Here is a 26,118-nt window from a genome sequence, read left to right on the forward strand (position 1 = left end):
CCCTCGGATCCGAACATGAAGATCGTCTTATTACACGGAATGTGGTCCAGACCAGACACTCTGGACTCAGTTAGAAAAGTATTAGAACAAAAAGGCCACGAGGTTTTCGCACCTACATTACCATTCCATGTATTGAACAAACCACCTGATCCCGAATTAGGAAAGTATAGACTCGTTGATTATGTTGAATTTATAAAAAAAGAAATTCTAAACAAAGGCTGGGACAAACCTACATTGATCGGTCACTCCATGGGAGGTTGGTTGGCACAAGCATTAGCAGCCGAAGGTTTTGCATCCAGGATCGTATTGTTTGCACCGGCTGCCCCCTTTGGAATTTTTCCATTAGGACCTTCTCCTTTATATACTTTGTTGGAAGTTCCGTTTCGCTGGAAATTTTGGGCGAAACCTTTCAAGCCCACTTATCGTGGAGCCAATTTTGGGTTATTCAATCGAATTCCCAAAGATAAAAGAAAAGAATATTATGATTCTTTAAATTATGAATCCGGCAGAGCACTTTTCGAACTTGCCTTTTGGTTTTTCGACCCTCTCAAAGGAAGCAAAATCCCGGCGGAAAAAGTAAATTGCCCGGTCCTAGTTTTAGCCGGGGAGAAGGATAGGATTATACCGATCCGTGTCACAAAGGCTGTCGCGAGAAGATACGAAAATTCAGAGTTTGTTGCACTACCCAATCATGCCCATTGGCTCACAGACGAACCTGGAAAAGAGAAAATTTTTGAGATCATGTTCGATTGGCTGAAACAAAACAGCTAAAATGCTCAAAAAAACCAATCACCAACCGTTATTAATAAGAAATACATATACGGAGAAATATTAATGAAAGAAGAGATCGGAACATTCGTAAAATCTGCAGTCAAAAGTTCCGCAAAAATATTTTTACTTTCTTCCATAGCGCTCTTTCTTGGATTTATTTTTAATCTGTTTCTATTAGCATTCTGTTTTCCTGAAATGAAAAGTATTGCTTCCAGCCTGGGACCGATGCCTATCGCAAGAGCCGGAGGAATAGGAGCAATACTTGCATTAATCGTAATAGTCCTAGAGTTATGGCCTATCGTTCTTTTAGTGATCGGGTTTGCATTTGTATTCCCTTTCCTTTATTTTCTCGGGATCAAAAAATACCTCTTAGGAAGAGAATTAGGAAATCTTGTCTCGGAGAACAAAACATGGTTCACTGATAATGTTTCCAAAACACTTTCCGAAATGATCAAAAAAAGAGTTGGGTCGGAAAAGATCGATAACTGGGGCAAGTTCATCTCTTCTAAACTGAAAGATCTTCCTACTTTTTTACAAGAGAAGGAAAACTGGCCGAAGGTTCTTCGTTTCATTTTACAAACCTTTTTAAAAAAGATCCGAATCGCTGAATTCGCAGAAGAAGTAGCAGCCGCTTACGAACAAAAAGGGACACAAGACATTTCGGTCTTAGAAGAAATTATAAAAACAAGCCTGAACAAGGCAATAGATAAACAAATGGAACCTTCTCCTCCATTATTTTTCTATATAGTATTCGGAGCAAATTTCGGAATCTTTTTACTAGTTAAAATCTTAGTATAAAAAATGGAATACATCGTAACGAACTTCGAGATTGAACGAATCATTGTTTGAACTTTCTCGGATTTCGTTTATGAAAAAACCAAAACTTCTCCTTCTATCCTTCCTTCTTTCCTGCTGTAGCAGTTATGAAGAAATGGATATGGGGGAAGATAGAGCCTTTCAGAAACTCAAAGAATCCGACACATTCTATCAAGAACATCTCATTCAAAACAATAAAGAAGAAGTTCCGGTGCACTGGATTAGTACTGGATGTAAACCAGGTAAGAATAAGGTCCTTATATTTATCCACGGTTCTCCAGGAACTTGGTCAAATTATCTAAAATACTTAAATGATCCTGAACTATTAAATATGTATTGTATGCTTGGCTTAGACCGTCCAGGTTTCGGAAAATCTTTCGGAGTAATCCCGGATGTGAATGCGCAAGCAGAGAAAATTTTGGGAACTCTGTCGAAACTTCCTGAAATGCAAAAAAGGAAAAAATCAATTTCTATATTAGGACATTCTTATGGAGGCCCAGTCGCAGCAAGAATGGCTTCGATTTCTCCCGAAAAATTCCAATATTTGTTTTTATTAGCTGCTGCGATAGATCCTGAAACAGAAGAAATAAAATGGTACAACAAGATTGCAGATACTTGGATCGCGGGCTTGATCTTACCTGATGAATGGACTCATAGTAATTCGGAAATGTTACCCTTAAAGGCACAATTACAAAGTTTAAGCCCAGAATGGAAAAAAATAAAAGCTAAAACAATTGTAGTTCAGGGAGAAGAGGATGGGCTTGTAGATCCTAAAAACCTGGAATTTATTCAGAAAAATTTCTCTGCAGAAACAAAAATATATCTTCTTCCAAAAGAAGGACATTTTCTTCCCTGGAAGAACTACGATCTAATTCATAAATTATTAATAGAGTTCTCGAATTGATCTAAACTTCTAAGATCAGTTTTTTTCCGAGAAAAGTTGCATATTCTTCCGCTACTTTCTTCAACTTCTTTTTAAAATTAGCATTTAAAGGTTTATAAGGAGTTACCTTTAGAATAACATCTTCCTTTTTCAACGCCCTTTGCCAAATCCCATGTACCCAACCATTGATGACCAAGGTAGGTCTAAAAAGATCGTCCGCAGGAGTTAAAAGTCTTTTAGGAGGAGGATCCATACAATCTCTACGATCTGTATATGCTAACAAAAATTCATCAAATGCAGGAAGAAGAAATAATGTGTCAGAGTCCTTATCCACTACATCCATCTTTTTAGGAAGATAATAAATCTGATCATCCTTTTGAAAGTTAATCAAATTTGAGTCAAAACTTTCTATACCTATCTTTGCATCCTTTACATTCAATCCGGACCACCAAACAAAATCCGCTAAGGTCGCCGGTGCTCGTGTATCAAAGTACTTTTTAGTAATATCATAGAGAGCTTCTTCTTTCGGCTTTTTAACTTTTTTAATCTTTGGGATCCATTCTTCGATTAATGCGTAGGTGAAATCCTTATCTCTTCTTGGGCCAAAACAGATCAAACCTTCCAAACCTGCTCTTTGTAGAATATGAGACAATCTGGTCGTATTTGTGATAATTCCTGATTTTTCTAAAATAGAAGATATTTCTTTTCTCGTAAGGAAATTTTGGTTCGAAAGATTTTTAGAAAGAATGGAATAACATTTTTTTAATACTTTGGGATCTAGCTCTATCTTTTTATAATGAGCAGCGTATTTGGAAATGGTAGGAGGACCTAATAAATCCAATAACCAGTAAATGTCTTTGGCAGAAACCACATGTAAGGTTCCCCTCAATGGCCAAGATCTAATGATTTTTTTGTCTAAAAATGCAGACTCCACATCCTCTTCTTTTATGCCGGATCCCCTAACTCCTATGGCCCATTTAGAGGCCGCATAGTCTTGGCCTTGGATAGCACCCAACACTTCGACTACCTTTTCAGGAGAAGAATATTGGTGCTTCGAAACAAGCAGATGTTTTAATCTTGTTAATGCGATATTCACGTAGGTATAACAATTCTATAAATTATACTTTTTCGGGAATCATTTTACTATTTCTTAAATAAACCGACGCAAGTATCGATATAAAAGATTTTTATAAGCATCAAGGATTTTCCTGAACAAATGATGAAAAATACTACCTATTCGAACCAGTAAATGGATCATATTAAAGTTTATGGCGGAAGCGCTTAAGAATTTTTACAACGACAAGGCTCTATTGGAAATAGGAGCCCAGTTTTCCACAGTATTATCTCATAAACAGCCGGAAGATTGGCTCCAAGAGATCAAAGGGAAAGATTGGAAGAAGCTGGAACTCAAACAAAGGATTAAAAGAATTGCAGAAGTTTTATCAAATTCTCTTCCAAAACCTTTTCCAAACGCAGTTTCTCCTTTATTAAAAATTTCGAAAGTTCTCGAGAAAAAATTCCAAGGCACCCAAAGGTTTTATATAATTTTCTTAGGGGAAGTTGTAGAAATTTCTGGCATCGACTATCCGGAAGAATCTTTGTATTGTATGGAAAGGATCACACAGATCATCTCTTGCGAATTTTCCATTCGAGAGTTTTTGATCCGATACCCGGATATCACTTGGAAAAAAATGTCAGAATGGTCCAAACATTCTCACCCAGCAACAAGAAGATTAGCAAGTGAAGGCTCTCGCCCTAGATTGCCTTGGGGGAAAGGAATCCCAGGATTAAAAAAAGATCCTAAAAAAACTCTATCCATTTTAGAAAACTTAAAAAATGATCCAGATGAAGTGGTTAGAAGAAGTGTGGCCAATCATTTAAACGATATCTCCAAAGATCACCCAGACTTAGTGATTACGATTGCAAAAAAATGGAAGGGTAAATCCGAAAATACGGATCTTCTATTAAAACATGCGCTTAGAGGTTTGTTAAAACAAGGCAACTCGGATACACTTTCTATCTTCGGATTCCCAAGAAGTAAATCCGTTAAAATTTCCAAGTTGGAACTCCAACCTAAAACAGTAGAGATCGGAAAACATCTAGTCTATCGATTTGAGATGAAGTCGGAGGCAAAAGAACCTACTCTCTATAGATTAGAATCTAAGATCCATTATCTGAAATTTTCCGGAAAATTTTCCATAAAAGTATTTCAAATAGAAGAAAGGGAATTTTCTCCGAATGAAACAAAAGTTTATGAAAGAAAACAATCTTTCCAACAGATGACTACCAGAACACATTCCCCGGGAATCCATAAACTGGAGATTATTGTAAATGGTGAGACAAAAGCAAAAGCGGAATTTAATGTCTCCAAACAACTCGTAAAAAAATAAAGACAATCCAAGGTCAACGCATGAATCTATTATTACCCGTAATCTTCGCACTTCTTTCCGGACTCGCGATGTCCATACAACCAGGCATTAACTCCATATTAGGAAAAAATATAGAAAGCCCTTGGCTTGCTTCCACGATTTCCTTTTTCGTTGGAACGATCGCATTAGGGATCATAACGTTTGCTTTAGGCGAAATGAAATCCACTTCTTTTATATTACAAACAATCAAAGAGCAGCCTTGGTGGATTTGGGTTGGAGGATTTTTAGGAGCAATCGTTGTTACTTCCTCTTTAGTTTTTGCTCCAAAATTAGGGGCCACAAGTTGGATCGCTCTATTTTTATTAGGACAGGTAGTAACTTCTATCTTACTAGAAAAATGGGGAGTATTAGGATTTCCTGAAAAACCAATTTCAATTCAAAAGATGATCGGCTTAGGATTGTTAATCCTAAGCGCTTGGCTAGTAAGAAAGGGATGATCTAAATTCGAAAGATCGAGGCAACTTCAATGGGTTAATCTGCAAATACAATTTTGTTCAAAATTTTGTAGGAGCTCCTACAAAGCACTGATCTCAATTGGAATCCGCCTCCAGCAATGCCGCGGTAGTGATGCGAAGGTCATTAGTCCGGGCTTGCCCCGGATGAGCGCGAATGCGCGAAACCGTAGCAGCACGACCACCGCGAAGCGGGAGGACCGCCCAGGAAAATTATAAGAAAGAAAATTATATTTTTCTAATAATCTTCGTCAGACCAGCCAACATCTTTCAGGAAGTCTTCATAAGAACCGTCAAAAATCCGGATCGTATCGTTGTCAAAAACGATCAGCTTGGTAGCAACGGCTCTAAGATGCATTTCATTGTGAGTTACCATGATAAGAGAGCCTTCGAACTCATCGATGGCCTCAATCAATGCATCGCATGATTGCATGTCCAAGTGGTTGGTAGGCTCGTCCAAAAATAGAAGATGGCAAGGAGTGACCAAAATTTTTCCGAGCATCACTCTGCTCTTTTCGCCACCCGAAAGAACCTTGATCTTTTTCAAAGACATATCATCGGAGAACATCAATCCACCGGCGATCGTTCTTGCGAGCCATTCGGTGCAAGACTTATCCGCACTCATAATTTCTTCGGTGACGGTCGCGTTCTCATTTAAGTTCAATTTATTCGTCTGACCAAAATATCCTTCTTTCAATGCAGGATGTTTTTGGATCTTTCCAGAACTTGGTTGGAGCTCCCCAGCAAGAAGTTTGAGAAGAGTGGATTTACCCTTACCATTCTTACCAATAATACAAATTCGATCTCTTTTACCGACGCTCAAAGAAAAGTCGGAAATTAAAAAAGGTTCTTTCCCAGAATATGAAAAAGAAATGTTCTCCGCTGACAACATTTGGCTCGCTGCAAAAGGTGCGGAGTTAAAGTATAATTCCAAACTTTCGATCTCTTCTAACGCCTTCATCTCGCCTTGCTTCTCCAGTTTTTTAACTCTAGATTGAGCGCGACTTGCAAAACTCGCCTTCGCTTTAAATCGAGCGATAAAGATCTCTTCTTGTTTTCTTTTTTTCGCTTCGTTCAAACGAGTCCTTTCGTAAATTTCTTCCGCTTGATTGATCTGATTATAAAGTTTATCCGTATCACCTTGCACCTTGATCGCCTTCGTACGATGGATCGCTGCAGTATGAGTAACTACACTATCCATAAAACTTCTATCGTGAGTGACTAAAATAATCTCGCCTTCCCATTCACGTAGGAATTCCTCAAGCCAACGGATCGTAACGATATCAAGATAGTTGTTCGGCTCATCTAACATCAGTAAGTCGGGACCCGATACGAGAAGTTTTGCCAGATTCATTCGGATCTGATAACCGCCGGAAAATTCTTCCGGACTTCTTTCCAGATCCGCTTCCGAAAAACCCAAACCGGACAAAACTTTTTCAACCTGCCAAGTCTCGTATTCTTCGCCCTCAGGAAGACCAAGCGCACATTCTTCCAACACAGTAGGCTTAGTAAATTTTAAGTGCTGTTGCAAATGCCCGATCTTATAACCCTTCGGCACAGTGATCGAACCGGAATCAGGTTCCACATTCCCCAAAATCATTTGGAACAAAGTAGACTTACCGTGACCATTCCGTCCGACAAGACCCAACTTTTCGCCCCGATTCAAACTCAGATTCAGATCATCGAACAACAGATTAGAAGTATAAGATTTATGAAGATTAGAAATTTTGATCATCTTTAAGTGCGCTCTATATAAGAGCCAGTCCCCAAAGGTCCAGGCTCTCGAAGCCCGGGAATTTTTCCCTATAGGTAAACCTAAGTTTTGGGACGGACTATAAACCAAAGTTTTCCAAGGGTCCAAGATTTCACCTAAAATTGACTGTAGGAATTCCAACAGATCTAAGGATTAGGGCGATTCCCGCGAGTAGGAACTCCAACAACGAAGGCTTCCATCTAATTAGTCGCGGGCCGGGCTACTCCAGGCTTCGCTATCGCTTCGGACTCCTCGCAGAGCTGCGGGGTCCGCTTCGCGCCTTTTGTATCCCTAACGCGGGTTCTAAGATCAAAATGCGACCTTCACAAAACTGGATCTAATACAAGTAATTTCTAAGCGTAAATCATGTTGGAATTCCTACAAAATTTACGCGGAATTTATATTGGAAAAATTAGATTTATATGATATAGGAGGCTTTGCTCTCCCACCAACCCACCTCCACCACCCAATCTAGGGTGGGGCCGTTTTTGTAAATTTACCTTCGATCAAGCTTGGTGTCTCAATTTAAGGTCCGACTCGTTTGACTTTCAGTCACCGACTCGCTCGAGCGGTCGTCTTCTCATTCCCTTAGGTCACTCCGAAGGGGTGGGGCCGTTTTTCTTAAATGAAAATTATAAATGCCTGATCTCTGCCGGTTGATTTTGCCAATTATTATTCAATCCATCTGAATACCAGACAGGAGCTTCCACAAGATCTTTGAGATCTGCATTATCCAAAGTCGATATGGCCACACTTACGAAATCACCACCGATCTCCTCGATATGCCCATCCGAAAAAGTTCTTACCCCACAATTTTTACAGAAATAATGTTTACCACTAAATGTATTAAACTGGTAAAAACCTAAATTCTCGTCTCCGCTCAATAAACGAAATGATTCAGGTTTAATAATAATGGACCAGTTGCGGACCTTTCTGCAGAAGGAACAGTTACATCGTCCTGTGCCCGAACTCAAATCTAAATCCGCTTCGTAACGAACTGAACCGCAATGACAACTTCCAGAATATTTTTTAAGGTTCATAAATAACTCCTTTTCGGATCTCAAAAGTTAATAGAAATTTCGGATCCGTATATGAGTAATTTTACAGATTAAATATGACAAATTCTGTCATATTTATAAACCAAGTTTAGAAAAAATTGAAAATTTCTTCGATTTAAGTAATTGGTGTATTGTTTATTTTGGAAGAAAGAGATGATCGAAAATTTAAATCGGCCTTTTACGGATCTTCTTCTTTTTAGATCTGCCTGCACCGTTTATAAACAAGATCCAAGCCTTCTCAAAATATTTGGACCGTTTAGAATGAGAGCTAAATTCTTTACTTCCTAAAAGAACTTCGTTCAAAGGATATCCGGTCATGATCTGAAGTAATTGTGCCGTCAAAAACTTCGGATCTATCGAATTTAGATCCTTGGATTTTTGCGCAAAAATTACAAGATCTAAGATCCGTAGAAAGGATGGACTTTCTTCGCATTGTAGATTAGATGCAATTTTCGGAATATGTTCCGCTTCTGAAATAGTCATCCTGTAAAAATCGACAATCTCCGCTGAAACAATTAACTCTAATAATCTTCTACAAGATTCCTTTAAAGTTTCCAGGGGATTTTCTCTCTTACATTCTATACTAACGAGTAAATCAAAAAATTTCTGTTTTTGAAATTCCATCACGGCGGAGAAGAGATCCGATTTGGATTCAAATCGTCTGTAAATCGTATGTTTACCTGAGCCACAGGCGAGAGCTACCTGCTCGATAGAAGTGGCAGTAAATCCTTGGGTCGTAAAAAGGGTTAACGCGGTATTCAGTATTCGATCAGATATCCCGTCTGATACATCCTTAGGAGGACGCCCCGTTCTGATCTGCCGGACCTTCTTCGCCATATTACTTATATGAGAATTCCTTTCGAATTGACCATAAGATCTTGTTTCATTTTACAGGGTCAAGAAATCTTCCGAGAAACTTATCAAAAGCCTTATTTATAAATAATTTGACACAGAAAAATCGATTCCAGCTTAATGGAACGATACCGTGCCGTTCTATATTGGAGAATATACAGATGAATCCGAAAGATAAGTTCATATTGGTGCTCGGAGCAACCGGGCAACAAGGAGGAGAAACCGCAAAGTATCTGATCAAAAACGGTTGGAAGGTAAGAGCTTTCACCAGAAACCCTTCTTCCGAAAACTCATTAAAACTGAAAGATCTTGGAGCTGAGATCTTCCAAGGTGATATGCAGGACCCTTCTTCCTTAGATTCTGCAATGCAAGATGTATACGGGGTATTCAGCGTTCAACCACCCGAATGGGAGCCGAACGAATCTACTGATACAAACGAAATTAAAGTAGGAATATCAGTCGCTGATTCAGCCAAAAAAGCAAACGTTTCGTATTTAGTTTATTCTTCTGTGATTGGAGCGGAAAGGCAATCCAGCTTTCGGACTCATAAATGGGAGGTGGAAAAGTACATACATGGCTTAGGAATACCTTTCACAATTTTAAGACCTACCGGCTTTATGGAAAACTTGATCCACTCACGTTCAGGCATACCCGGCGGACTATTGTATGAGACTGTTTCTCCCGATAGTCGCATCCATATGATTTCTGTGGAAGATATAGGAGTATTTGCGGGCTTAGCTTTCGAAAATCCGGAGAAATATTCGGGAAGGACAATTGATCTTGTAGGAGATAGTTTAACTCCATTACAAATTGTAGATATACTTTCTATGTTTTTGGACAGAAGGATAGAATATATGAGGGTACCTCTCGAAACGGTTTATTCTCATAATAAAATCCTAGGCAAATTGACTGAATGGATCAATCGAGAAGGTTATCCAAAAGTAGATCTGGATTCTCTTAGGAAGGAGCATCCTGGTCTTCTCAACTTCCCTCAATGGTTAGAAAAAACAGGAAAAGTAAAGATAGAAGATGCCTCTATCAGACCTTAGGGACTGGCCCGAGCGCTGTTTGCTACTTTTCCGGTCTTAAATTGAGATTATCCCAGTTATTTTTCCAGGATTGGGATTGACCTAATTTTGTAGCAATCGTTACAATGATTCAAAAGATAACTATTCCTAACTGAGGCGGACAAAACTCGAGGAATAGATAGAAAGTCCGCATCGATATATATAATATCTTTTTTATATTCTCTAATGAGCGGTGAAAATCCAAAGGATGGAGACAGACAAATCGAAAATCCAGAACGATTTTATATTAGGAGAATATTATGGGCCAATCGACATCTACAAGAGTCCAGCCAAAAATACGTAAACCGAAATTCCCTTTGGAAGATATCGCCAAAGAAAGAGGTTTCGGAAAAAATATCCCATTCTTTACGGCATTTCTTTCCAGCTTAAGCGTATTATTTCCGGAAGGAGAACGTTTTTTTATTCGTTCAGTCAAAGCATTCAGCGAAGTCGTTGATCCGGCGTTAAAAAAGGAAATAATTGGATTCGCAGGACAAGAAGCAGTCCACGGAAACGTTCATGATAAAATGAACGAAAGATTTGTGGAGATCGGATTAGATTTTCGCAGTCATGAAAAAATGTTCTGCTGGTTGTTTTTCGATATATTAGAAAAAAATATTCTAAAACTTTTTCCTGTTTGGGGAAAAAGACTCGCACTCTCTATCACTGCAGCCGCGGAACATTTTACAGCAACTCTAGGAAGATTTTTACTTTCTCTACCTGAAAAACGTGTAGCTTGGATCGACCCTATCAGCTGGAAAGTGATCGAATGGCATGCTTTAGAAGAATTAGAGCATAAAGCTGTAGCGTATGATGTATATCGTGCTTCCGGTGGCGGATATTTTACTCGTATCCTTGGAATGACGATCGCAGTCCAACTTCTTGGCCTTCTCGCAATCTTTGGGACAATTAGAGCCTTATTCTATTTTGGTATTCCAAATCCTGCTCAAATTGTCAGGGACCTTCGTTTCTTCTTTGGTATTCCAGGTTTTGCTTGGGCTGTGATCTTCTATATATTAGAATATTATATTCCAGGGTTCCATCCAAATGATCAAGACGATCACAAACTTCTGGAGAAGTTTGAGAAAGTGATGACCGCTCACGGATATTAAAAATTCGTTTAAGAGCTCCCGCTTGTTGGAACTCCTACGATAATAATCTGATATAGAACTCGCGGGCCAGCTTACTCCTGATTGCGCGAGTTCTCCCGATAAAGAGTTCCAAACATCCGATCCCAAATCGAAGTATAAAATCCAAAATTAAAATTTTCGTTCTGATGATGCATTGCATGGAAGGTGCTAGTCGTCAATGTGTTGAATAGATTCGAGCGAAGCAATTTCTCCGATAAAGGCTCCACTCCCAAATGACCGATTACACCAAACACAACGTTTAACCCGAGATAAACACTCATACCAAACCAAGAGAAATCATAAACACAAAGCACCAATAACCAAAGTGCCCCAAATCCAAGAGCTTCCAAAGGATTCAGAACAAATAAAGTTAAAGGACGAGGTTTATCGTATCTATGATGGGTTTTATGAGCAAACGGATAAATGAATCCGATGTGCGCAACTCGATGCAATACATACATACCAGCATCCATAACCAAAAGAAGGATTAGAATATCGAGTAACGCGAAAACCCCGATATCACTACGAAATTGAATAGAACCCGTTCTCCAAAGCCAAAGCCCAACCAATGTAACAATAGTATTAAGAAGAATGGTAGAGATTGCAAATAGGATCTCCTTAGATTCGATTTTCGGAGGGATTGAAACAATGCGCCGATGGGCATAACGTATAGACAGAAGATTGCCGATATATACCGAACAAATGAAGATGAGAAGATTTTCAATCAAGAACAATAAAGCAGCCCAAGCATAGGGAATTTCTTGAAGAAATAGAACTACTTCGTTTCCAAAATTATACATAAGTGTTATTGAATTTAAAAATCCACCTTGCATCAAATAGTCGAAGATGTTAATCTATGCCCTATTCTGGAAATTAAAAGTGAAACGCGCATCTATCTTCTTTTATATTTTACTTATATTCTTACAAGTCCAATGTGGGTCTGCTTATTTGCTTTTCGATTCATACAAAAAAAAGATGGAGACCGAGGATGATATATCTCCTCTTCTAGCATTACTAATTGGATCGGGTGGTCTGCTCCCTTTAAACGTTAAGCAAGTCAGTTGGATAAATTTCTCGGCGAGTAGCTTACAATTTTCTCAAGGAGCCGGCGAAACGTTTACGATTTCAATCGTAAACCCGCTAAATTGTAGTTTGGGCAGCGCCATTTCAGTCCAACTCAGTCACGATGGAGTCCCCTTAACTTTGGGCCAAACAGATGCTTATTCTGATGGCTGCATGGGAACAGGGGTAGCTGAAGACTCTACCATATCTATAAGCGGAACTACTGTTGGGAAAGGTCGTGTAATCGCTAAACTTGCATCTAACATCATGTTTTCCAACTATCCCGGCCTGTATGCCGGACAGATTGTCGGTGTTGTAAAGGTAGCCGTTTCTTCTACTGCTCAGACCGTGACTGTAACGTCAGAATAATCAGATAACGGAAAAAGCTGATATTCAGAATAAAATAATACTAAGAATGAAGTATTATTAATTATCCAAAATGCGGTTTCATTCACTTCAATTTTCCTATAGGAAATTAATGCTCACACTACCGCCTCACCTAACACTATAAGGATGTTGGAGTATATCGAATCAAACCTTCGAAGTTTTCCATCCACCTTTTCTGAATAACCAAAGCGTAAACAGTCCTACAGAAGTTTCCGTAATCATACTTGCCCAAAATACTCCAGAGTATCCGTATGAAAGAACCTTTGCCAAAACATAAGCAAAAGGAATTTGAAACACCCAAAAGAAGACCAGATTAATTAACGTAGGAGTGGTAGTATCACCTGATCCATTAAAGGCCTGCACACTCACCATCCACCAAGCATAAACAAAATAAGAATAGGATACGATCCCTAACCACTCAGAACCGATTGCGATCACTTTAGGATCATCACTAAAGATCGACACAAGAGATTCTCTGAAAATAAAATAGACGATAGAAACTCCGATCAGAAATACCATATTCCATACGCCAACAATCCAAACGGACTGTTCTGCACGATCCGGTCTCCCCGCTCCTAAATTCTGACCAACCAAAGTGGCGACAGCGTTCGACATTCCCCAAGAAGGCATCAAAGTAAACATCATGATGCGAAGAGCGATGGTTGCTCCAGCTACAGCTTCACTTCCAAATTCAGAAATAATCCTTACAAGAAAGATCCAAGAAGTCATTCCTATAATAGTTTGTCCAATCCCACCAAGCGAAGTACGAACTATATCAGAAATAATTTTCCAGTGAATACTGATCTGAGAACGAAGCACTCGGATATGATTTCCACCTCTTAGAAGCAGATAGATTTGAAAAATAACTCCGACCCCTCTTCCGATATTTGTAGCAATGGCGGCACCTTCGATACCCATGGCCGGGACAGGACCAAAACCGAAGATAAAGATCGGATCCAGGATCATATTAAGACCATTAGAAATCCATAAAACTCTCATTGCGATTGCTGCGTCACCGGCACCTCTAAAAACCGCATTGAGTCCGAACAAAAGCATGATTACTATATTTCCACCAAAGATCCATTGTGTGTAACGAGATCCATGCTCCACCACCCAAGGATCTCCACCCATCAGTATCAAAAGATCTTTCGCGAACCAAACTCCGAAGATAGCAAAAGGTAAAGAAACAAGTATGGAAAGAAAAACGGATTGGACTGCGGCAATCCCGGCTTGCTCCTTATCACCTTCTCCGATCCTTCTTGCAATGATCGCGGTCACTGCAGTGGACATTCCAATCGCGAGAGAATAAAGAAGAAACAAATACGTTTCCGTAAGCCCAACCGCAGCAACAGCAGAAGGGCCTAAAGCTCCCACAAAATAAATGTCAACGACTGCAAACGCAGACTCCATGACCAATTCCAAAACCATCGGAACAGAGAGCAGAAAGACTGCCTTACCGAGTGAAATTTGGGTATAATCCGCTTCCGTTCCGGTAAGCGCTTTTCTTAATTCCCGCCAAATTGAGCGAGGGCCAGTTTCCCTATTCTCTTTTTTTTGTATTGTTTCCATATATAGCCTGTAGCGCTCATGCTCTGATCTTTTGCCAGAAAAGACAAAACTTTTTATTGATTAATACCAAAAAGCCTAAGTTTGCACCTTCGTTCAGCGTGTTTTTTTAATAAACTTCGACCTATGGAATGTAACATTTTGGCGTTCCCACACGAAAATGTCCGAATCGTAGGATCTACTTCTAAGTGAGTGTGGTCGGGCTACTACGGACTACGCTTCGCTTCGGACTACTCGCCTTCGGCTGCGTGGTCCGCTGCGCGTCCTGCGTATCCCTAACGCGGAGGGAGAAAATTCGTAATTACCTCTAAATTGATTTAAATTCCTAAAAGTTCCCTATACTGAAAATATCCGAAAGAGCTAAGCCGATGAATTATCTCTCCGGTAATTTCGCGGACCGTCGAATCACTATCCGAAATCCCCATCTTTAAAATCTCCCAAAGGTTATCGCCAGGTTTACTATTCCAATAGTAGGAATTTTCTTCGGTAATTGTCTTTATGAATTGCATTGATACCAAAGGATTTTTATGGAAATTTGCTTTTAGGAATTTAAGATAACTTTCGATTCCAAAGTTTCGAAGATTTGATACTTTAATTTTCTTTAGTGTATCAAAGACCAGACCATCAGAAAAAAAGCCGCGGTCAATCCAAACGGAAAACTCTTCATACTCTTCAGAGGATGGACCTTTCTCTAACCTCCATTTCCATAGTGTTTCTGTTCTATCCAACATGAGGGCGTGATTATCAGGAACATTTTTCCCGAGAAACCGAATTGCGTTGGCCTTTAGGAATCCATGAGATAAAGAAAAGAACTTTTCTAAAATCGGATCGTTGCAATCCTTAATTACTTCGTTTCCATATAAATTGACTAATAAGTCCCCTAATCTAAAGGGTCGGATTCCTTTTTCTTCTCTTACTTGGTCGCCTAATTCTTCCAAATATTCAATACTTTCGATAAACCATTCCCGGAAATTTAAATAAATTTCAAGAGAATAGGAACCATATTGAAGATAGGAGTAAAAAAAGATCCGACTTAAATCCTTATTATCATTTAAAAATAAGCTTTGGTTTTCCTTGAACCATTGGGGATTTAACCAGAATAAAAATGCGAAATACTGACCGATGACACATCTATCCGTTTTTCGTTCAGCGTGCTCCCCAGAAAAATGTTCTTTTAAAATAGAATAGACCTTTAAAACTAACTGGTTACTAGGCGCGTTCGAAAGATTCTTTTCCAAAATCCTCCGAAAATAATCATCCAAAAAATAAACTAAACTATGGAGAGCGTTTCCTCGAACAGAATTGATTCCAATAGAAACCAAATCTTGTTCCTTTGATTCGTAATCTTCATCCGGTGAAGAAGAAGAGAGCAAAATGGCAATCCAGTGTAAAAATTCGAAATGCTCAAAATCGTTCTTGGTTATAATTTGCTTATTAAAAATGGTTCTAAGAAAACTCGCCAGCGTGTGTTGTAAATCTATGGTTTCCTGGACAGACTTCTCCTTTACTAAAGTAAAAAGAAATTTCAGATACTCACACAAAATATCTGTTTTTAGTGTTTTTCCGCTATCAAGTGCACTACGAAAACCCCAAAGAAGAGCACCCAAATATAGGTTAGAAATCTCTTCTGAACAAAAATCCTGAATCGAATCTAAGTAACGTTCCGGATTGATCTCAACATCTCTCGAGATTTGTCTCGCCAACCCCTCTGGACTCGGCTCAGTCCATGGATTCTCTCTCTTCTTAAATTCAGTCATCTTTTGGATAATTTCTGCGATAGAAAGCGTAGCCAATTCTTGGTTTTCCAAAGGACTCGTTGGCCCGATAAAAGATTCATGGTAGTATGGAAATTCAGGGCGCGTATAACTATCTTTGAATTTAGCCTTCAAAGCATTAAGATAATTTGCTTTTTCTTTCGGAAGGAATTCTTCTATTGCAGGCAACTTTCGATAATAAAAGTCATCCAAGAACCCCTCTAGCCTGCTCCTTAAATTGAATTCCGAGGCTTCTTTCTTATTTGCTTCTCGATATTCAGCCTCATATTCAATGCATAATTCGGAGGCAATACCGTCCAACCAGCCTCGGTATTGAATCTGCTCTTCCTGTTTCAATTTGGAAAAAGTTTTCGAAAGTAGCAAATAGTATTCATTTGCAAACCTAAGTGGATCTGCAAATGTTTTGTTTTGCAAATATTCTCTAACCTTCTTTCTATCGATTTCCCATCCCTTTTGGCTCACGAGAAAGATCGACATACGGGCAAATACCAACCAATCTTTAGATCCTAATAAACTTAGGACTTCTTCAAAACTTGCCTTGTCTTTTACATAATACAAAATCGCATCACGAAAATAAGGAATAATTTGATCAGATAATTTGTGATTATAGTTCTGGCGATGATCCCAGATGGATGCTCGAGTTATATAGGAGTGATCGTCCCTATAGGATTCGCCTGCTTTTTTCGGAGGATAGGAACTGAATTCTAATGATCGATCCAATAATTCAAAGAGGAATTGAATCAATTTCCATGGTTTCCATTTTTCTAAAATGGGGAAGAAGTAAGAAATAAATTCGATGTAATCGTGACTTGATAACTTAAATCTCGGTTCGGGACTGTACCATGAATTGAGTTCATTCCCTTCAATTATAGTCCTTTTTTCATAATCCCATTTGGGATCAGGAAGCACTGCAAGTATTTCGGACAAGAGCCTAAGCCCAAATTTATCCTGCCCCACCTCAAAAACTCTTTCGATTGCTTTTGAATACAAATCTGTATTAATATATTCTCGCTGGTCCATACGCTGGAACCATTCGAATTCTTTTTCCATCCATCGAAGAAAATAAGTATCCGGCATTTCTAAACAAAGCTTAACGATTTCTTGATGAAGAATAGTATTATCTAAAATTGCTAAGGAATCAATTACTGACCAAACTCTATCGAATTCACCAATTTCGATCAGCCTCCGAAAATAGGCCAAAGGAGGCCAATGAAAATAAGAATCCTGGCGTATAAGCACCTTTTCAAATTCTGAGAATTGGAAATATTTCATTTCCTTGAGAGGATCAAACCAAGCTATAGAAGAAAGTTTCGAAAGAAATATATGAAATAATGGGCTGCCAGGAGCCACTGTATTACGAAATCCGGATGCGACGTTTGTAGATATTTGATTTAAAGATGCGAGTTTTTCTATCTTAACAACGAGGAATAGATACTTTCTTTTAAAACGATCCAGGACTTCATCTAAGATGATTTCAAAATTCTTCCAATGTAGATTAAATTGCTCATTGAAAGCTCGGTACATCAGATTGTTTCTATGAGCAAGCTCATGCAGTCGAATATCACTATCTGAATTTGCAAATTTCAGCCATAATTTTCCCACCTCGGCTTGTGGACTTATGCCCAAGGCAACAAGTGTCTCTGTAATACTAGTAACGTGACCATTAGATTCTCCTTTTTTACCTTTCCCGTTTACTGGAATAACTAACGGTTTTATAAATTCACGAATCGCACTATCAATCTCGCGCATTAGATGGGCAATTAGATGTTGCCTCGATTCTAATTCAGAATCATTTATTAGAGAAATCGCATCCTGAAAGAAAATTCTCGGACCCTCTCCAATATGATGGAGACTACTGATAATTCGCTCTTGTCTTGCCGTAAATTTACTTATTTGAGATTGCGAGGGATCGAACATTATTTACTCAATCCTGGGACATGAGAAACACCAAACCAGCCATCGCCGCCATTGCAAACACATTGACCTGAGTGCTCCGCTTCTTTCCTTCCGTAATGAACCGCGCAAAATGTTCACAATTATTCCCCAACAGGTCATAAGTAGGGTCATTTAAAGCGGTCTTTAACCTAATCTTCGCGGACAAGATATGATGATCTTTTACCTTCCCGATGATGATCCAATCGCTGGACGCATAATTGGCGACATTTCCTTTACCTGCTATCTTTTCAATGACTATCGGGCTTTGACCAGCATTGTGAAATAGACCAGAAACGTTCCCAATATCAATGACGCCATAATGATCTACCAAGTTAAAATATTCTTTAGCAGGTTTTTTGGCTAAGTATAACCCTTTTGTTAATTCAATTTGATTCATATCTTATCCCTCTCTAATTTTTACTTTTAGTTTTTAACAACATTCTGATTTCCGTTTGAAACAATGTTGCACTTCAGACGTCCATCACTCTTGTCATTATTGTTCTCCCATTGGAGAGGACGCAAATTGCTCAGCTCATCTGATCCTTTAGGATTGATATGATCGATTTCCCAACCATACTTAGAGTTACGATTTCCATACTCGTTACGCTTCATCCAAGCAGTGCACTCATCTTTTCGCCAATCCTTTGGATCATTTGGAGATGCCTCTTTTCCTTTCTCCCAAACCTTTTGTATTACATCATCAGTCCAACTCATAGGAACCTTCCTTATTTAAAAATTAATATATCAATAATACTGATATATTAATTATAACATCTTTAGGATTATTATTTTTAATATTTTTTAAATTTTTTCAAAAATTTCGTTGCAAAATTGATATATTATGTCTCATTAGCCCATAAATGGAGAAAAGCTGGGGTGATAAGCTGGATCAATGGATCGGGAAGGCAATTCGAGAGAATCGAAAAAAGGCAAAAATTACCGTAGAGGCCTTATCCGAAGCGACAAATTTATCGAAATCATCTATCGTACAAATCGAAAGAGGGGATCAGTCTACTCCCATTCATAATATTTACAGAATTGCCGAGGTACTAAGTATTGATATCTTGGAGATTTTGCCAACAATGCAAGATTACCGAAAACTTAAATCTGCACCGGTAGATAATCTTTCGCTAGACCGAGTCAGTTCAGAAGAATTATCAAACGTGATGCATTTCTTATCTACTTACAAAAAGGACCCTAAAAGTGCGCGGAAGAAAAAATCCTGAAGCTATTGCAGAAAACCTGCTAAGAGAATTTCCTTCACTCCAAAAACTGCCGATTGCAGTAGAGAAGATCATAGAAAAGAAGGGAATTGATCTGCACATAACTGAATTGCCCAGTGATATTTCTGGTATTCTAAATGTGGAGAATAAACAATATTCCATTTTTGTACAAGAGTCTCACCATGAACATCGACAACGCTTTACGATGGCACATGAATTGGGACATTTTTTAATCCACCATCCCGAAACCACTCATATCGATAGAAAGTCTTACTTTAGGAGTCCACTTTCCTCTACAGCTTTAGATCGTGAAGAAATTGAAGCAAATCGTTTTGCAGCCGCGATCCTTATGCCCAAAGAAATGGTTGAGCAAGAAGTCAAAAAATTTATCGAAACTTATGGGGATGATATCATTGATACAGAAGAAGATAACAATCCTTTGATCACATCCCTTGCGACAAAGTTCAAAGTAAGTCCTGCCGCAATGATGTTACGATTACAGAATTTAGAGATTTTGGATGGGTTTTAAATTTTACTCGGACAATTCCCTCCAAAATCTCTCCCCCCTTCTCCTCCGCCTTCTCCAGTCCCTTTTCCAACTCATCGCATAACGCCAAAAGCTGGTCCACTTTTTCCACAATCCGTTTTTGTTCCGCCAAGGGGGGAAGGGAAATAGGAAATTTAGAAAGCTTCGCCATACTTAATCCTTCACGCGAAACTCCAACCTGTTCTTTAAAAACTAAATTTTGGAAGAAGTCTGATATGATTAATTTATGTAAATATACGACTATGCTAGGAGTAAATGTTCTTAATATAGCTACGTGCTGTGAAACATTTGCCTCCTCGAAATTCAAAGGAAAAATTGTCGAACGCCCAATTGATGCACCCGTAATATTTAGAAGAATATCATTTCCTATTACTTTTGTTCCTTTCATTTTTTCATGGATTACTTTTGCTATCCGAGCTACGTCATCCAAATATAAACCATCATTCCAAACATTTTGAGATCTTAAAAACATGATTCCATCAGAGGTGTACACAGATTTTCCACCTAAAGGAGTACTTCCAGCCCCGTATTTCTGAAGCACCTCCCCCAATCTCACCCACTCCCATCCCTTCGGAATGGCGAAAGGCTTCTCCTCTTCCTTCACCGGAGGCAGTGCCTCACTCTTTTTAATCTTCCCTTCCGCCACCAAACGCGCCTGCTCTGCTTGGATCTCTTTCAATAACTCACTCGCAGGCTGGTCGTTTGGATCCTGCGGAACTAACTTCCCCATCACCGCGAGTTGCAAAACTGCCTTCCGCAGTTCTTTGACATTTTCTTTTACGCGATAGAGCTCCTGAAAATGGTTGTTGAGAAATTGGAAATGCCTTTGGAAGTCCGCATGCGAATCCGCTTCGAGAATCTGCGTAAGGACTGATTGGTGGAGGTCTTTTCGTTTGGCATCTTTGGATAGTTTGAGCCGTTCCAGTTCATCGCATAACGCAAATAGTTCGTCGATCTTTTCCACGATTCGTTTTTGTTCGGCGAGGGGAGGAAGGGGGAGAATCTTAGAATTGAGAACTTTGAAATGTCTTGCATAACCACGATCATTCAAATCTAAACTTTTCAAACTATGGTAAAAAAACCTTGGTTCAAAGAATCTTTTTGGGCAAAGAGTTTTTACACCATCTGCTCCGATAATAAAATCAAAATCTATATACTTTAAATTCTTAGTATGATCGCCAAAGATAATTATAGGCCTTTCGATTTTAATTAATTTTGATTCATCATCGGAATATCCACCTATTAAAGATTTTCCTTGATCTACGATAGGATATTTTCCTTGATCCAGATAGTCTGAATTTGCAATCTGATTGGACTTTGTTCCAACTGAATAAAAAGAATCAGGAACATTAACCCACTCCCATCCTTTCGGAATGACAAACGGCTTCTCTTCTTCCTTTACGGGTGGCAATGCCTCACTCTTTTTGATCTTCCCTTCTTCCACCAAACGCGCCTTCTCCGCTTGGATCTCTTGTAAGAGTTCGCTCGTTGGCGGGTCGTTTGGATCTTGTTCGACTAGTTTTCCCTGCATCGCAAGGGTGAGGATGAGTTCGCGGAGTTTTTTAATTCCATTCGGGTGTTCGAGGGCTGTGTCAAAATGGGTTTGGAGGAGTGGGTTCATGGGGAAACCTCCCAGTGTCCGCCCTTGTCGGGTCCGATACGTTTGATTTTGCCTTCGGATTGCAAATTCTTTAGAGTCTTCTCTACCGCTCTCGTAGCAAGCCCAGTTTCAATCGCTAAATCGGATATCGTAGCTTCTTGATTTTTACTGAGGAACTTCGCAATTTTCTCCGAACTTTTCTCTGACATCGGGAGGGTAATTCGCAGAAAATCGGCACTAAAATGGAAATGATCTCTGGGATAGGTTTGGAGAATTCTCGGGAGTCCAGAGCCGAGGAATTCTACGATACCAAAATCTTTAAAACCTCGCATCAAGACTTTGTTACGAGGTTTGGAGTAACCCTGGAAAAATTCCTCTTGTTCCTTTCCTGACGAAACGATTTCCCATAAAGGTGTATCAATACTTTCCTTTCCTGTGATTTGCGTTTGGATCCGACTTGATACCATCAAAAACTTATCGGTTCCCCAATGCTTTCATCAGTTCCTGTTTCAGCCGATCACGCACCTGATCCAATTCATCGGAAATAGTTTTATATTCCTGTGCCAATTCCTCGGGGTCACGGTGCACCACATCTACCACATGCGGATTTTTAAAATCGAGATTATAATTGCGAGCGGCTATGTCCTTGGCACTCACCTTCCAGGCAAATTCCGTTTCCTTTCGTTTGTTCCACCATTTTTTTTCCAGGTCAAATTCGCCGATAGTGAGTGGTTTGGAACGCGAATAGGATTTATATCCAGGAGGATAGGGGTGTTCAAAAAACCAGACTTGTTTAGTAGGTCCTCCCTTCTCCAAAAAGAGAATGTTAGTATTGATTCCCGTATACGGACTAAACACACCCTTCGGAAGGCGCACGATCGTATGTAAGTTGAACTCTTCTAGTAACTCTCGCTTGAGATTGGTTTTGGTTCCCTCTCCAAACAAAAATCCATCCGGAAGTACAACTGCCGCACGCCCCGTATCATGTTTGAGTCGGTGCATGATAAGGGCCATAAACAAATCGGCAGTTTCCCTGGTCTGGTATTTTTTGGGAAAATTGTTTTCGATCCCATCTTCTTCCATTCCGCCAAACGGAGGATTGGTGATGATGATATCCACTCTCTCCTTAGGAGAATAATCTATTAAGGAACGACTGAGCGTATTGTCATGACGGATATTTGTCGGAACGTCAATCCCGTGGAGCATCATATTGGTCAGTGCCAACATATGAGGCAGAGGCTTTTTTTCCACACCGTGAATCGTAGTTTGCAAAACCTGTTTGTCTTTGGGTGATTTGACCTGAGTCTTTAAATGTTCAATGGCTGTTGTAAGAAAACCGCCTGTCCCGCAAGCCGGATCCAGAATAGACTCACCAAGTTTGGGATCGATGATATCCACCATAAACTGAGTCACGGCTCTCGGTGTATAGTATTCACCAGCATTCCCTGCTGATTGCAAATCCGCTAAAATCTTTTCATATATATCATTGAACAAATGTCTGTCAGTCGAATTATTAAAATCTAAATCTTCTTCAATGGTGTTGATCACTTGTCTAAGTAAGGTTCCAGATTTCATATAGTTGTAGGCATCCTCAAAGACACTTCCAACCACCCTTCCTTGTGCACTCACACCAGCCTGTGTTGCCAGTTTCTTTAAGGCAGGGAAAAGATTATTGTTCACAAAATCAATCAGCTCTTCCCCGGTCATCCCTTCCGAATTGGATGCCCAACTACTCCACTGAAAGCGCGAGGCGAGTGGAGATTTATAATCTTTAAGGGTTAGTTTCCATTCTTTTTCTTTATCATCAAAAATCTTTAAAAAGAGCAACCATACCATTTGGCTGATTCGTTGGGCATCTCCGTCGACGCCCACATCCTTTCTCATGATATCCTGTATCGATTTTACAAGGGTTCCGATTGCCATTATATTAAATCCAGTTTATGCGTTATAGAGAGCCGATTCAATTTTATGAATCGCTTCTTGGTATCCATCCATTCCTCCGAAATGTTTTAAAATTTCAATTGGAGTTCCAAAATTAGGAAACGGACTTATGGTAAGTATCTGAGTTTCCTCAATAGGGACCACGCCCTGGTCCGCATACTTATCTATAAGCGCCTCTATAACTTTCTTTGCTTGTTCGCCATATTTTACGAAGTAATTCTCCTGTCTCGCTCTCTCTGCCCTCTGCTTTCTAGTCAGTGGAGGTTGGTCCCAAGCGACATGACAGACGATATCAAAAGGATCTAAGTCTCTACCAATTTCTTCTGCAAGAGCTTCAAAAAAAACGCCTTGATTTGCCAATTCTTCAATCACTGCCTGCTTTTTATCCGCGTGATTCCATCTCTGCAAAAAAGCATCCAAAGAAGCGAATTCCTTTTGCAAAGCCTTTCTGGTATAATCTTTCAGAGACTCGGTAATGAGTTTCCCACTTGCATCAAAGTATTGGATCCTCTCGGAACTTACTTTTACTTCCACATTCTGAACAACATATCTTTTAGGTCTAAGCGGTGGATCTGAGATCGTTCCGTCGGAGTCCAAATCATCATCGTCGAAACCATTTCCATCAGGAACTGATGTACCGTCTGAACCCTCCGGATCAGTTTGTTCATCTGGAGGAACTGGAGACTCTTCTCCTTTCGGTTGGTAGATCATGACCGGGTCCCCATCAAAATCTGGATCTGCAAAAAGTTCTGTGGCCTTTTTAAAATCAATTATGGTAAAGTAATATTTATTGTAATCCTCGTTAATGCGGGTCCCGCGACCGATGATTTGTTTGAATTCCGTCATAGACTGAATTCTTTGATCCAGAACGATTAGTTTGCAGGTTTGAGCATCCACGCCAGTGCTCATTAATTTTGAGGTAGTAGCAATGACCGGATATTTGGATTCAGGGAAGATAAAATTATCCAATTCAACTTTCCCCTCTTCATTATCTCCCGTGATCCTCATTATATATTTGGAATTATCTTTCACCAAATCGGAATTTTCATTTACCAGTGCTTGCCTCATTCTTTCCGCATGATCGATATTATCACAGAATACGATCGTCTTATCAAAACGATTTGTCTGTTTAAGATACTCGCTGATTTTTTTCGCAACAAGTTGTGTTCTTTTTTCGAGAACTAAGGTTTTATCAAAGTCTTTTTGATTATAGATTCTATCTTCTACCAGATTCCCGAATTTGTCCTTAGTATCTTTCTCCGGTCTCCATCCGGTAAGATCCTTATCTAAATCAATTCGTACAACTTTATAAGGTGCTAAAAATCCATCCTCAATTCCTTGTCGGAGCGAATACGTATAAATGGGATCTCCAAAGTATTGGATATTCGAAACATCCTTGGTTTCCTTCGGAGTTGCGGTTAATCCGATTTGCGTGGCCGATGAAAAATATTCAAGAATAGTCCTCCAATTAGAATCCTCTGCGGCGCTCCCCCTATGGCATTCATCGATGATAATCAAATCAAAAAAATTAGGACTAAATTGTTTATATATATCTTTTTCCTCTTCTGCTCCAGTAACTGCCTGATATAAGGAGAGATAGATTTCATAAGATTTATTTGCTTGCCTCTTCTGAATCTTGGTCATCGTAGAACCGAACGGTTTAAAGTCATTGGTCATTGTTTGGTCTACGAGAATATTTCGATCAGCTAAGAATAGAATCCTCTTTTTCGTTTTAGATTTCCACAAACGCCAAATGATTTGGAACGCTGTATATGTTTTACCTGTCCCGGTAGCCATTACTAATAAAATACGGTTCTTCCCTTCTGCAATTGCCTCTATCGTTTTATTGATCGCTAGCAATTGATAGTATCGAGGAGTCTTATTACTTCCATCGCTATAATAATCCTGAGTAATGAGCTCCTCTTGCTCTTTGGACAATCCTTTATGTTCCATCCATTTATTCCAAAGTTCAGATGGAGAAGGAAATTTATCTAATGGCAGTTCTTGCTCCATAACTCCATTGTTTGAGATTCGATTATGGAATAGAAAACCATCACCATTAGAGCTAAACACAAAAGGAACCTGAAGAAGTTCTGCATACCCAAGGGCTTGTTGCATTCCAGCGCCAACCGAATAAGAGCTATCCTTTGCCTCAATGACTGCAATGGGAATATTAGGTTTGTAAAAGAGTATATAATCAGCTCTTTTATTCTTTGCGCGAGTATGAAGCTTACCTCGGACAATAATTCTTCCGTTTGTTATTGAATATTCCTCTCGAATCTGCGTGGTTTGGTCCCATCCAGCTGCCTCAATTGCAGGAGTAATAAACTTCGTGCAAATATCTCTTTCTGAATATTCCTTTTTGCTCATTGTGGATATTAAGAATCTTTAATTAACTATGACACATACCAACCAGGGGATTAAGGCGATATGCTGGCGAAATAAATTAGAAACCTAACGTCATAGTTTTGACAAGAATTTAAATTCAGAAAATCTCCTGAATTTGATGATTATAATGCTTTTAATCAAAAGTATACCGGTCGGATAGGAAAAAGAATCGAATCATTGATTAATATCAGGTATTTGATCTTTTGATATTCAAATTTCCCCCCTCCCCACCAAACAAAAAAGCCAGAGTTGTTACTCTGGCTTTTTAAATAAACTTCAACATTGATATAACTGCGAATATCTCACACTGTTGCTGATCATCATATGGATGTTCATGTCGCATAAGCATCTTGTATGGATGCCTATGCGGGGCATCTTTCGATGCCCATTGGCGTTGTTACCGATGAGTAAGAAGTAAGTCTTACTCATTTATTACTTTAATTTCGTAATATGGTCAAGCCTCACGAGCTATTAGTATCACTC

The 26,118-nt window shown here is 39.3% G+C and carries 23 protein-coding genes; 10 read left to right on the forward strand and 13 right to left on the reverse strand.

Going from position 1 to position 26,118, the window contains the following annotated elements:
* Nucleotides 1–15: 15 nt before the first annotated feature.
* From EHO65_RS06790 to EHO65_RS06800, 3 genes are all read left to right on the forward strand, one after another.
* A complete protein-coding gene (locus tag EHO65_RS06790) occupies nt 16–771 on the forward strand; it encodes an alpha/beta hydrolase (protein ID WP_135773368.1) in 756 nt (251 codons plus the stop codon).
* Nucleotides 772–834: 63 nt separating this feature from the next.
* Nucleotides 835–1,569: a hypothetical protein gene (locus tag EHO65_RS06795; RefSeq protein WP_135773369.1), complete on the forward strand. Its 735-nt coding sequence runs from the start codon at nt 835–837 to the stop codon at nt 1,567–1,569.
* Nucleotides 1,570–1,639: 70 nt separating this feature from the next.
* Nucleotides 1,640–2,491, forward strand: a complete 852-nt coding sequence (locus EHO65_RS06800) for an alpha/beta fold hydrolase (protein WP_135773370.1) — start codon at nt 1,640–1,642, stop codon at nt 2,489–2,491.
* Nucleotide 2,492: 1 nt separating this feature from the next.
* Here the strand turns inward: EHO65_RS06800 and EHO65_RS06805 are convergent, their stop codons facing one another.
* Entirely contained in the window at nt 2,493–3,566 is a 1,074-nt protein-coding gene (locus tag EHO65_RS06805; protein ID WP_135773371.1) for a winged helix DNA-binding domain-containing protein, read from the reverse strand.
* Between the two features lie 172 nt (nt 3,567–3,738).
* Here EHO65_RS06805 and EHO65_RS06810 point away from each other — a divergent pair, with 172 nt between their 5' ends.
* Nucleotides 3,739–4,860, forward strand: a complete 1,122-nt coding sequence (locus tag EHO65_RS06810) for a DNA alkylation repair protein (protein WP_135773372.1) — start codon at nt 3,739–3,741, stop codon at nt 4,858–4,860.
* A 20-nt stretch (nt 4,861–4,880) separates the two neighbouring features.
* The gene (locus tag EHO65_RS06815) at nt 4,881–5,336 is read left to right on the forward strand and encodes a DMT family transporter (protein ID WP_135773373.1); all 456 of its coding nucleotides are present in this window, start codon (nt 4,881–4,883) and stop codon (nt 5,334–5,336) included.
* A 253-nt stretch (nt 5,337–5,589) separates the two neighbouring features.
* Here EHO65_RS06815 and EHO65_RS06820 read toward each other — a convergent pair whose 3' ends face one another.
* The 3 genes from EHO65_RS06820 to EHO65_RS06830 form a co-directional block, all read right to left on the reverse strand.
* Complete coding sequence (locus EHO65_RS06820; protein WP_135758421.1) at nt 5,590–7,086, reverse strand: ABC-F family ATP-binding cassette domain-containing protein; 1,497 nt, start codon at nt 7,084–7,086, stop codon at nt 5,590–5,592.
* Between the two features lie 650 nt (nt 7,087–7,736).
* Entirely contained in the window at nt 7,737–8,144 is a 408-nt protein-coding gene (locus tag EHO65_RS06825; RefSeq protein WP_135773374.1) for a GFA family protein, read from the reverse strand.
* 183 nt (nt 8,145–8,327) lie between these two features.
* Complete coding sequence (locus EHO65_RS06830) at nt 8,328–8,999, reverse strand: TetR/AcrR family transcriptional regulator (protein WP_135773375.1); 672 nt, start codon at nt 8,997–8,999, stop codon at nt 8,328–8,330.
* Between the two features lie 176 nt (nt 9,000–9,175).
* On the opposite strand from EHO65_RS06830, the gene EHO65_RS06835 reads away from it, so the two are divergent.
* Nucleotides 9,176–10,063, forward strand: a complete 888-nt coding sequence (locus tag EHO65_RS06835; RefSeq protein ID WP_135773376.1) for an NmrA/HSCARG family protein — start codon at nt 9,176–9,178, stop codon at nt 10,061–10,063.
* 278 nt (nt 10,064–10,341) lie between these two features.
* Nucleotides 10,342–11,193: a metal-dependent hydrolase gene (locus tag EHO65_RS06840; RefSeq protein ID WP_135773377.1), complete on the forward strand. Its 852-nt coding sequence runs from the start codon at nt 10,342–10,344 to the stop codon at nt 11,191–11,193.
* Between the two features lie 71 nt (nt 11,194–11,264).
* Here EHO65_RS06840 and EHO65_RS06845 read toward each other — a convergent pair whose 3' ends face one another.
* The gene (locus tag EHO65_RS06845; protein WP_135773378.1) at nt 11,265–12,011 is read right to left on the reverse strand and encodes a sterol desaturase family protein; all 747 of its coding nucleotides are present in this window, start codon (nt 12,009–12,011) and stop codon (nt 11,265–11,267) included.
* A gap of 79 nt (nt 12,012–12,090) precedes the next feature.
* On the opposite strand from EHO65_RS06845, the gene EHO65_RS06850 reads away from it, so the two are divergent.
* Nucleotides 12,091–12,642: a hypothetical protein gene (locus EHO65_RS06850; RefSeq protein WP_135773379.1), complete on the forward strand. Its 552-nt coding sequence runs from the start codon at nt 12,091–12,093 to the stop codon at nt 12,640–12,642.
* 162 nt (nt 12,643–12,804) lie between these two features.
* On the opposite strand, the gene EHO65_RS06855 is transcribed toward EHO65_RS06850, so the two are convergent.
* The 4 genes from EHO65_RS06855 to EHO65_RS06870 all read right to left on the reverse strand — a co-directional run bounded on the left by EHO65_RS06855 (nt 12,805) and on the right by EHO65_RS06870 (nt 18,650).
* Nucleotides 12,805–14,229, reverse strand: coding sequence for an MATE family efflux transporter (locus tag EHO65_RS06855; protein ID WP_135773380.1), 1,425 nt, complete (start codon nt 14,227–14,229; stop codon nt 12,805–12,807).
* Between the two features lie 314 nt (nt 14,230–14,543).
* Nucleotides 14,544–15,833 carry a hypothetical protein gene (locus tag EHO65_RS19895; RefSeq protein ID WP_167482013.1) on the reverse strand — a complete coding sequence of 430 codons (1,290 nt, stop codon included), beginning with the start codon at nt 15,831–15,833 and terminating at the stop codon, nt 14,544–14,546.
* Nucleotides 15,834–17,925: 2,092 nt separating this feature from the next.
* Complete coding sequence (locus EHO65_RS06865; protein WP_135773382.1) at nt 17,926–18,333, reverse strand: hypothetical protein; 408 nt, start codon at nt 18,331–18,333, stop codon at nt 17,926–17,928.
* 26 nt (nt 18,334–18,359) lie between these two features.
* Entirely contained in the window at nt 18,360–18,650 is a 291-nt protein-coding gene (locus EHO65_RS06870) for an HNH endonuclease signature motif containing protein (protein ID WP_135773383.1), read from the reverse strand.
* Between the two features lie 146 nt (nt 18,651–18,796).
* On the opposite strand from EHO65_RS06870, the gene EHO65_RS20155 reads away from it, so the two are divergent.
* Entirely contained in the window at nt 18,797–19,162 is a 366-nt protein-coding gene (locus EHO65_RS20155; RefSeq protein ID WP_135773384.1) for a helix-turn-helix domain-containing protein, read from the forward strand.
* Nucleotides 19,140–19,688, forward strand: a complete 549-nt coding sequence (locus EHO65_RS06880) for an ImmA/IrrE family metallo-endopeptidase (protein WP_135773385.1) — start codon at nt 19,140–19,142, stop codon at nt 19,686–19,688. Before EHO65_RS20155 ends, EHO65_RS06880 begins: the two co-directional genes overlap by 23 nt.
* Here the strand turns inward: EHO65_RS06880 and EHO65_RS06885 are convergent.
* Genes EHO65_RS06885 through hsdR form a run of 4 tightly spaced genes read right to left on the reverse strand, consistent with a single transcriptional unit; the run spans nt 19,624 to nt 25,617 of the window.
* The gene (locus EHO65_RS06885) at nt 19,624–21,327 is read right to left on the reverse strand and encodes a restriction endonuclease subunit S (RefSeq protein ID WP_135773386.1); all 1,704 of its coding nucleotides are present in this window, start codon (nt 21,325–21,327) and stop codon (nt 19,624–19,626) included. The genes EHO65_RS06880 and EHO65_RS06885 overlap by 65 nt on opposite strands.
* Nucleotides 21,324–21,773, reverse strand: coding sequence for an ATP-binding protein (locus EHO65_RS20120; protein WP_341867367.1), 450 nt, complete (start codon nt 21,771–21,773; stop codon nt 21,324–21,326). Before EHO65_RS20120 ends, EHO65_RS06885 begins: the two co-directional genes overlap by 4 nt.
* Nucleotides 21,774–21,780: 7 nt before the next feature.
* Nucleotides 21,781–23,229 (reverse strand): type I restriction-modification system subunit M, encoded by a 1,449-nt coding sequence (locus EHO65_RS06895; protein ID WP_135773387.1) that lies wholly within the window; start codon nt 23,227–23,229, stop codon nt 21,781–21,783.
* Nucleotides 23,230–23,244: 15 nt separating this feature from the next.
* Nucleotides 23,245–25,617, reverse strand: coding sequence for an EcoAI/FtnUII family type I restriction enzme subunit R (gene hsdR, locus EHO65_RS06900; RefSeq protein WP_135773388.1), 2,373 nt, complete (start codon nt 25,615–25,617; stop codon nt 23,245–23,247).
* Nucleotides 25,618–26,118 lie beyond the last annotated feature (501 nt).

Origin of the sequence: Leptospira andrefontaineae, from assembly GCF_004770105.1 — a bacterium.
Taxonomy (GTDB): domain Bacteria; phylum Spirochaetota; class Leptospiria; order Leptospirales; family Leptospiraceae; genus Leptospira_B; species Leptospira_B andrefontaineae.

Coding starts and splice junctions, on each gene's coding strand:
- EHO65_RS06820 (WP_135758421.1), bottom strand. CDS start 7,086: ATGATCAAAATTTCTAATCTTCATAAATCTTATACTTCTAATCTGTTG.
- EHO65_RS06790 (WP_135773368.1), top strand. CDS start 16: ATGAAGATCGTCTTATTACACGGAATGTGGTCCAGACCAGACACTCTG.
- EHO65_RS06825 (WP_135773374.1), bottom strand. CDS start 8,144: ATGAACCTTAAAAAATATTCTGGAAGTTGTCATTGCGGTTCAGTTCGT.
- EHO65_RS06895 (WP_135773387.1), bottom strand. CDS start 23,229: ATGGCAATCGGAACCCTTGTAAAATCGATACAGGATATCATGAGAAAG.
- EHO65_RS06840 (WP_135773377.1), top strand. CDS start 10,342: ATGGGCCAATCGACATCTACAAGAGTCCAGCCAAAAATACGTAAACCG.
- hsdR (WP_135773388.1), bottom strand. CDS start 25,617: ATGAGCAAAAAGGAATATTCAGAAAGAGATATTTGCACGAAGTTTATT.
- EHO65_RS06830 (WP_135773375.1), bottom strand. CDS start 8,999: ATGGCGAAGAAGGTCCGGCAGATCAGAACGGGGCGTCCTCCTAAGGAT.
- EHO65_RS06800 (WP_135773370.1), top strand. CDS start 1,640: ATGAAAAAACCAAAACTTCTCCTTCTATCCTTCCTTCTTTCCTGCTGT.
- EHO65_RS06870 (WP_135773383.1), bottom strand. CDS start 18,650: ATGAGTTGGACTGATGATGTAATACAAAAGGTTTGGGAGAAAGGAAAA.
- EHO65_RS06795 (WP_135773369.1), top strand. CDS start 835: ATGAAAGAAGAGATCGGAACATTCGTAAAATCTGCAGTCAAAAGTTCC.
- EHO65_RS06810 (WP_135773372.1), top strand. CDS start 3,739: ATGGCGGAAGCGCTTAAGAATTTTTACAACGACAAGGCTCTATTGGAA.
- EHO65_RS06855 (WP_135773380.1), bottom strand. CDS start 14,229: ATGGAAACAATACAAAAAAAAGAGAATAGGGAAACTGGCCCTCGCTCA.
- EHO65_RS20155 (WP_135773384.1), top strand. CDS start 18,797: ATGGAGAAAAGCTGGGGTGATAAGCTGGATCAATGGATCGGGAAGGCA.
- EHO65_RS06815 (WP_135773373.1), top strand. CDS start 4,881: ATGAATCTATTATTACCCGTAATCTTCGCACTTCTTTCCGGACTCGCG.
- EHO65_RS06865 (WP_135773382.1), bottom strand. CDS start 18,333: ATGAATCAAATTGAATTAACAAAAGGGTTATACTTAGCCAAAAAACCT.
- EHO65_RS20120 (WP_341867367.1), bottom strand. CDS start 21,773: ATGGTATCAAGTCGGATCCAAACGCAAATCACAGGAAAGGAAAGTATT.
- EHO65_RS06885 (WP_135773386.1), bottom strand. CDS start 21,327: ATGAACCCACTCCTCCAAACCCATTTTGACACAGCCCTCGAACACCCG.
- EHO65_RS06845 (WP_135773378.1), bottom strand. CDS start 12,011: ATGTATAATTTTGGAAACGAAGTAGTTCTATTTCTTCAAGAAATTCCC.
- EHO65_RS06835 (WP_135773376.1), top strand. CDS start 9,176: ATGAATCCGAAAGATAAGTTCATATTGGTGCTCGGAGCAACCGGGCAA.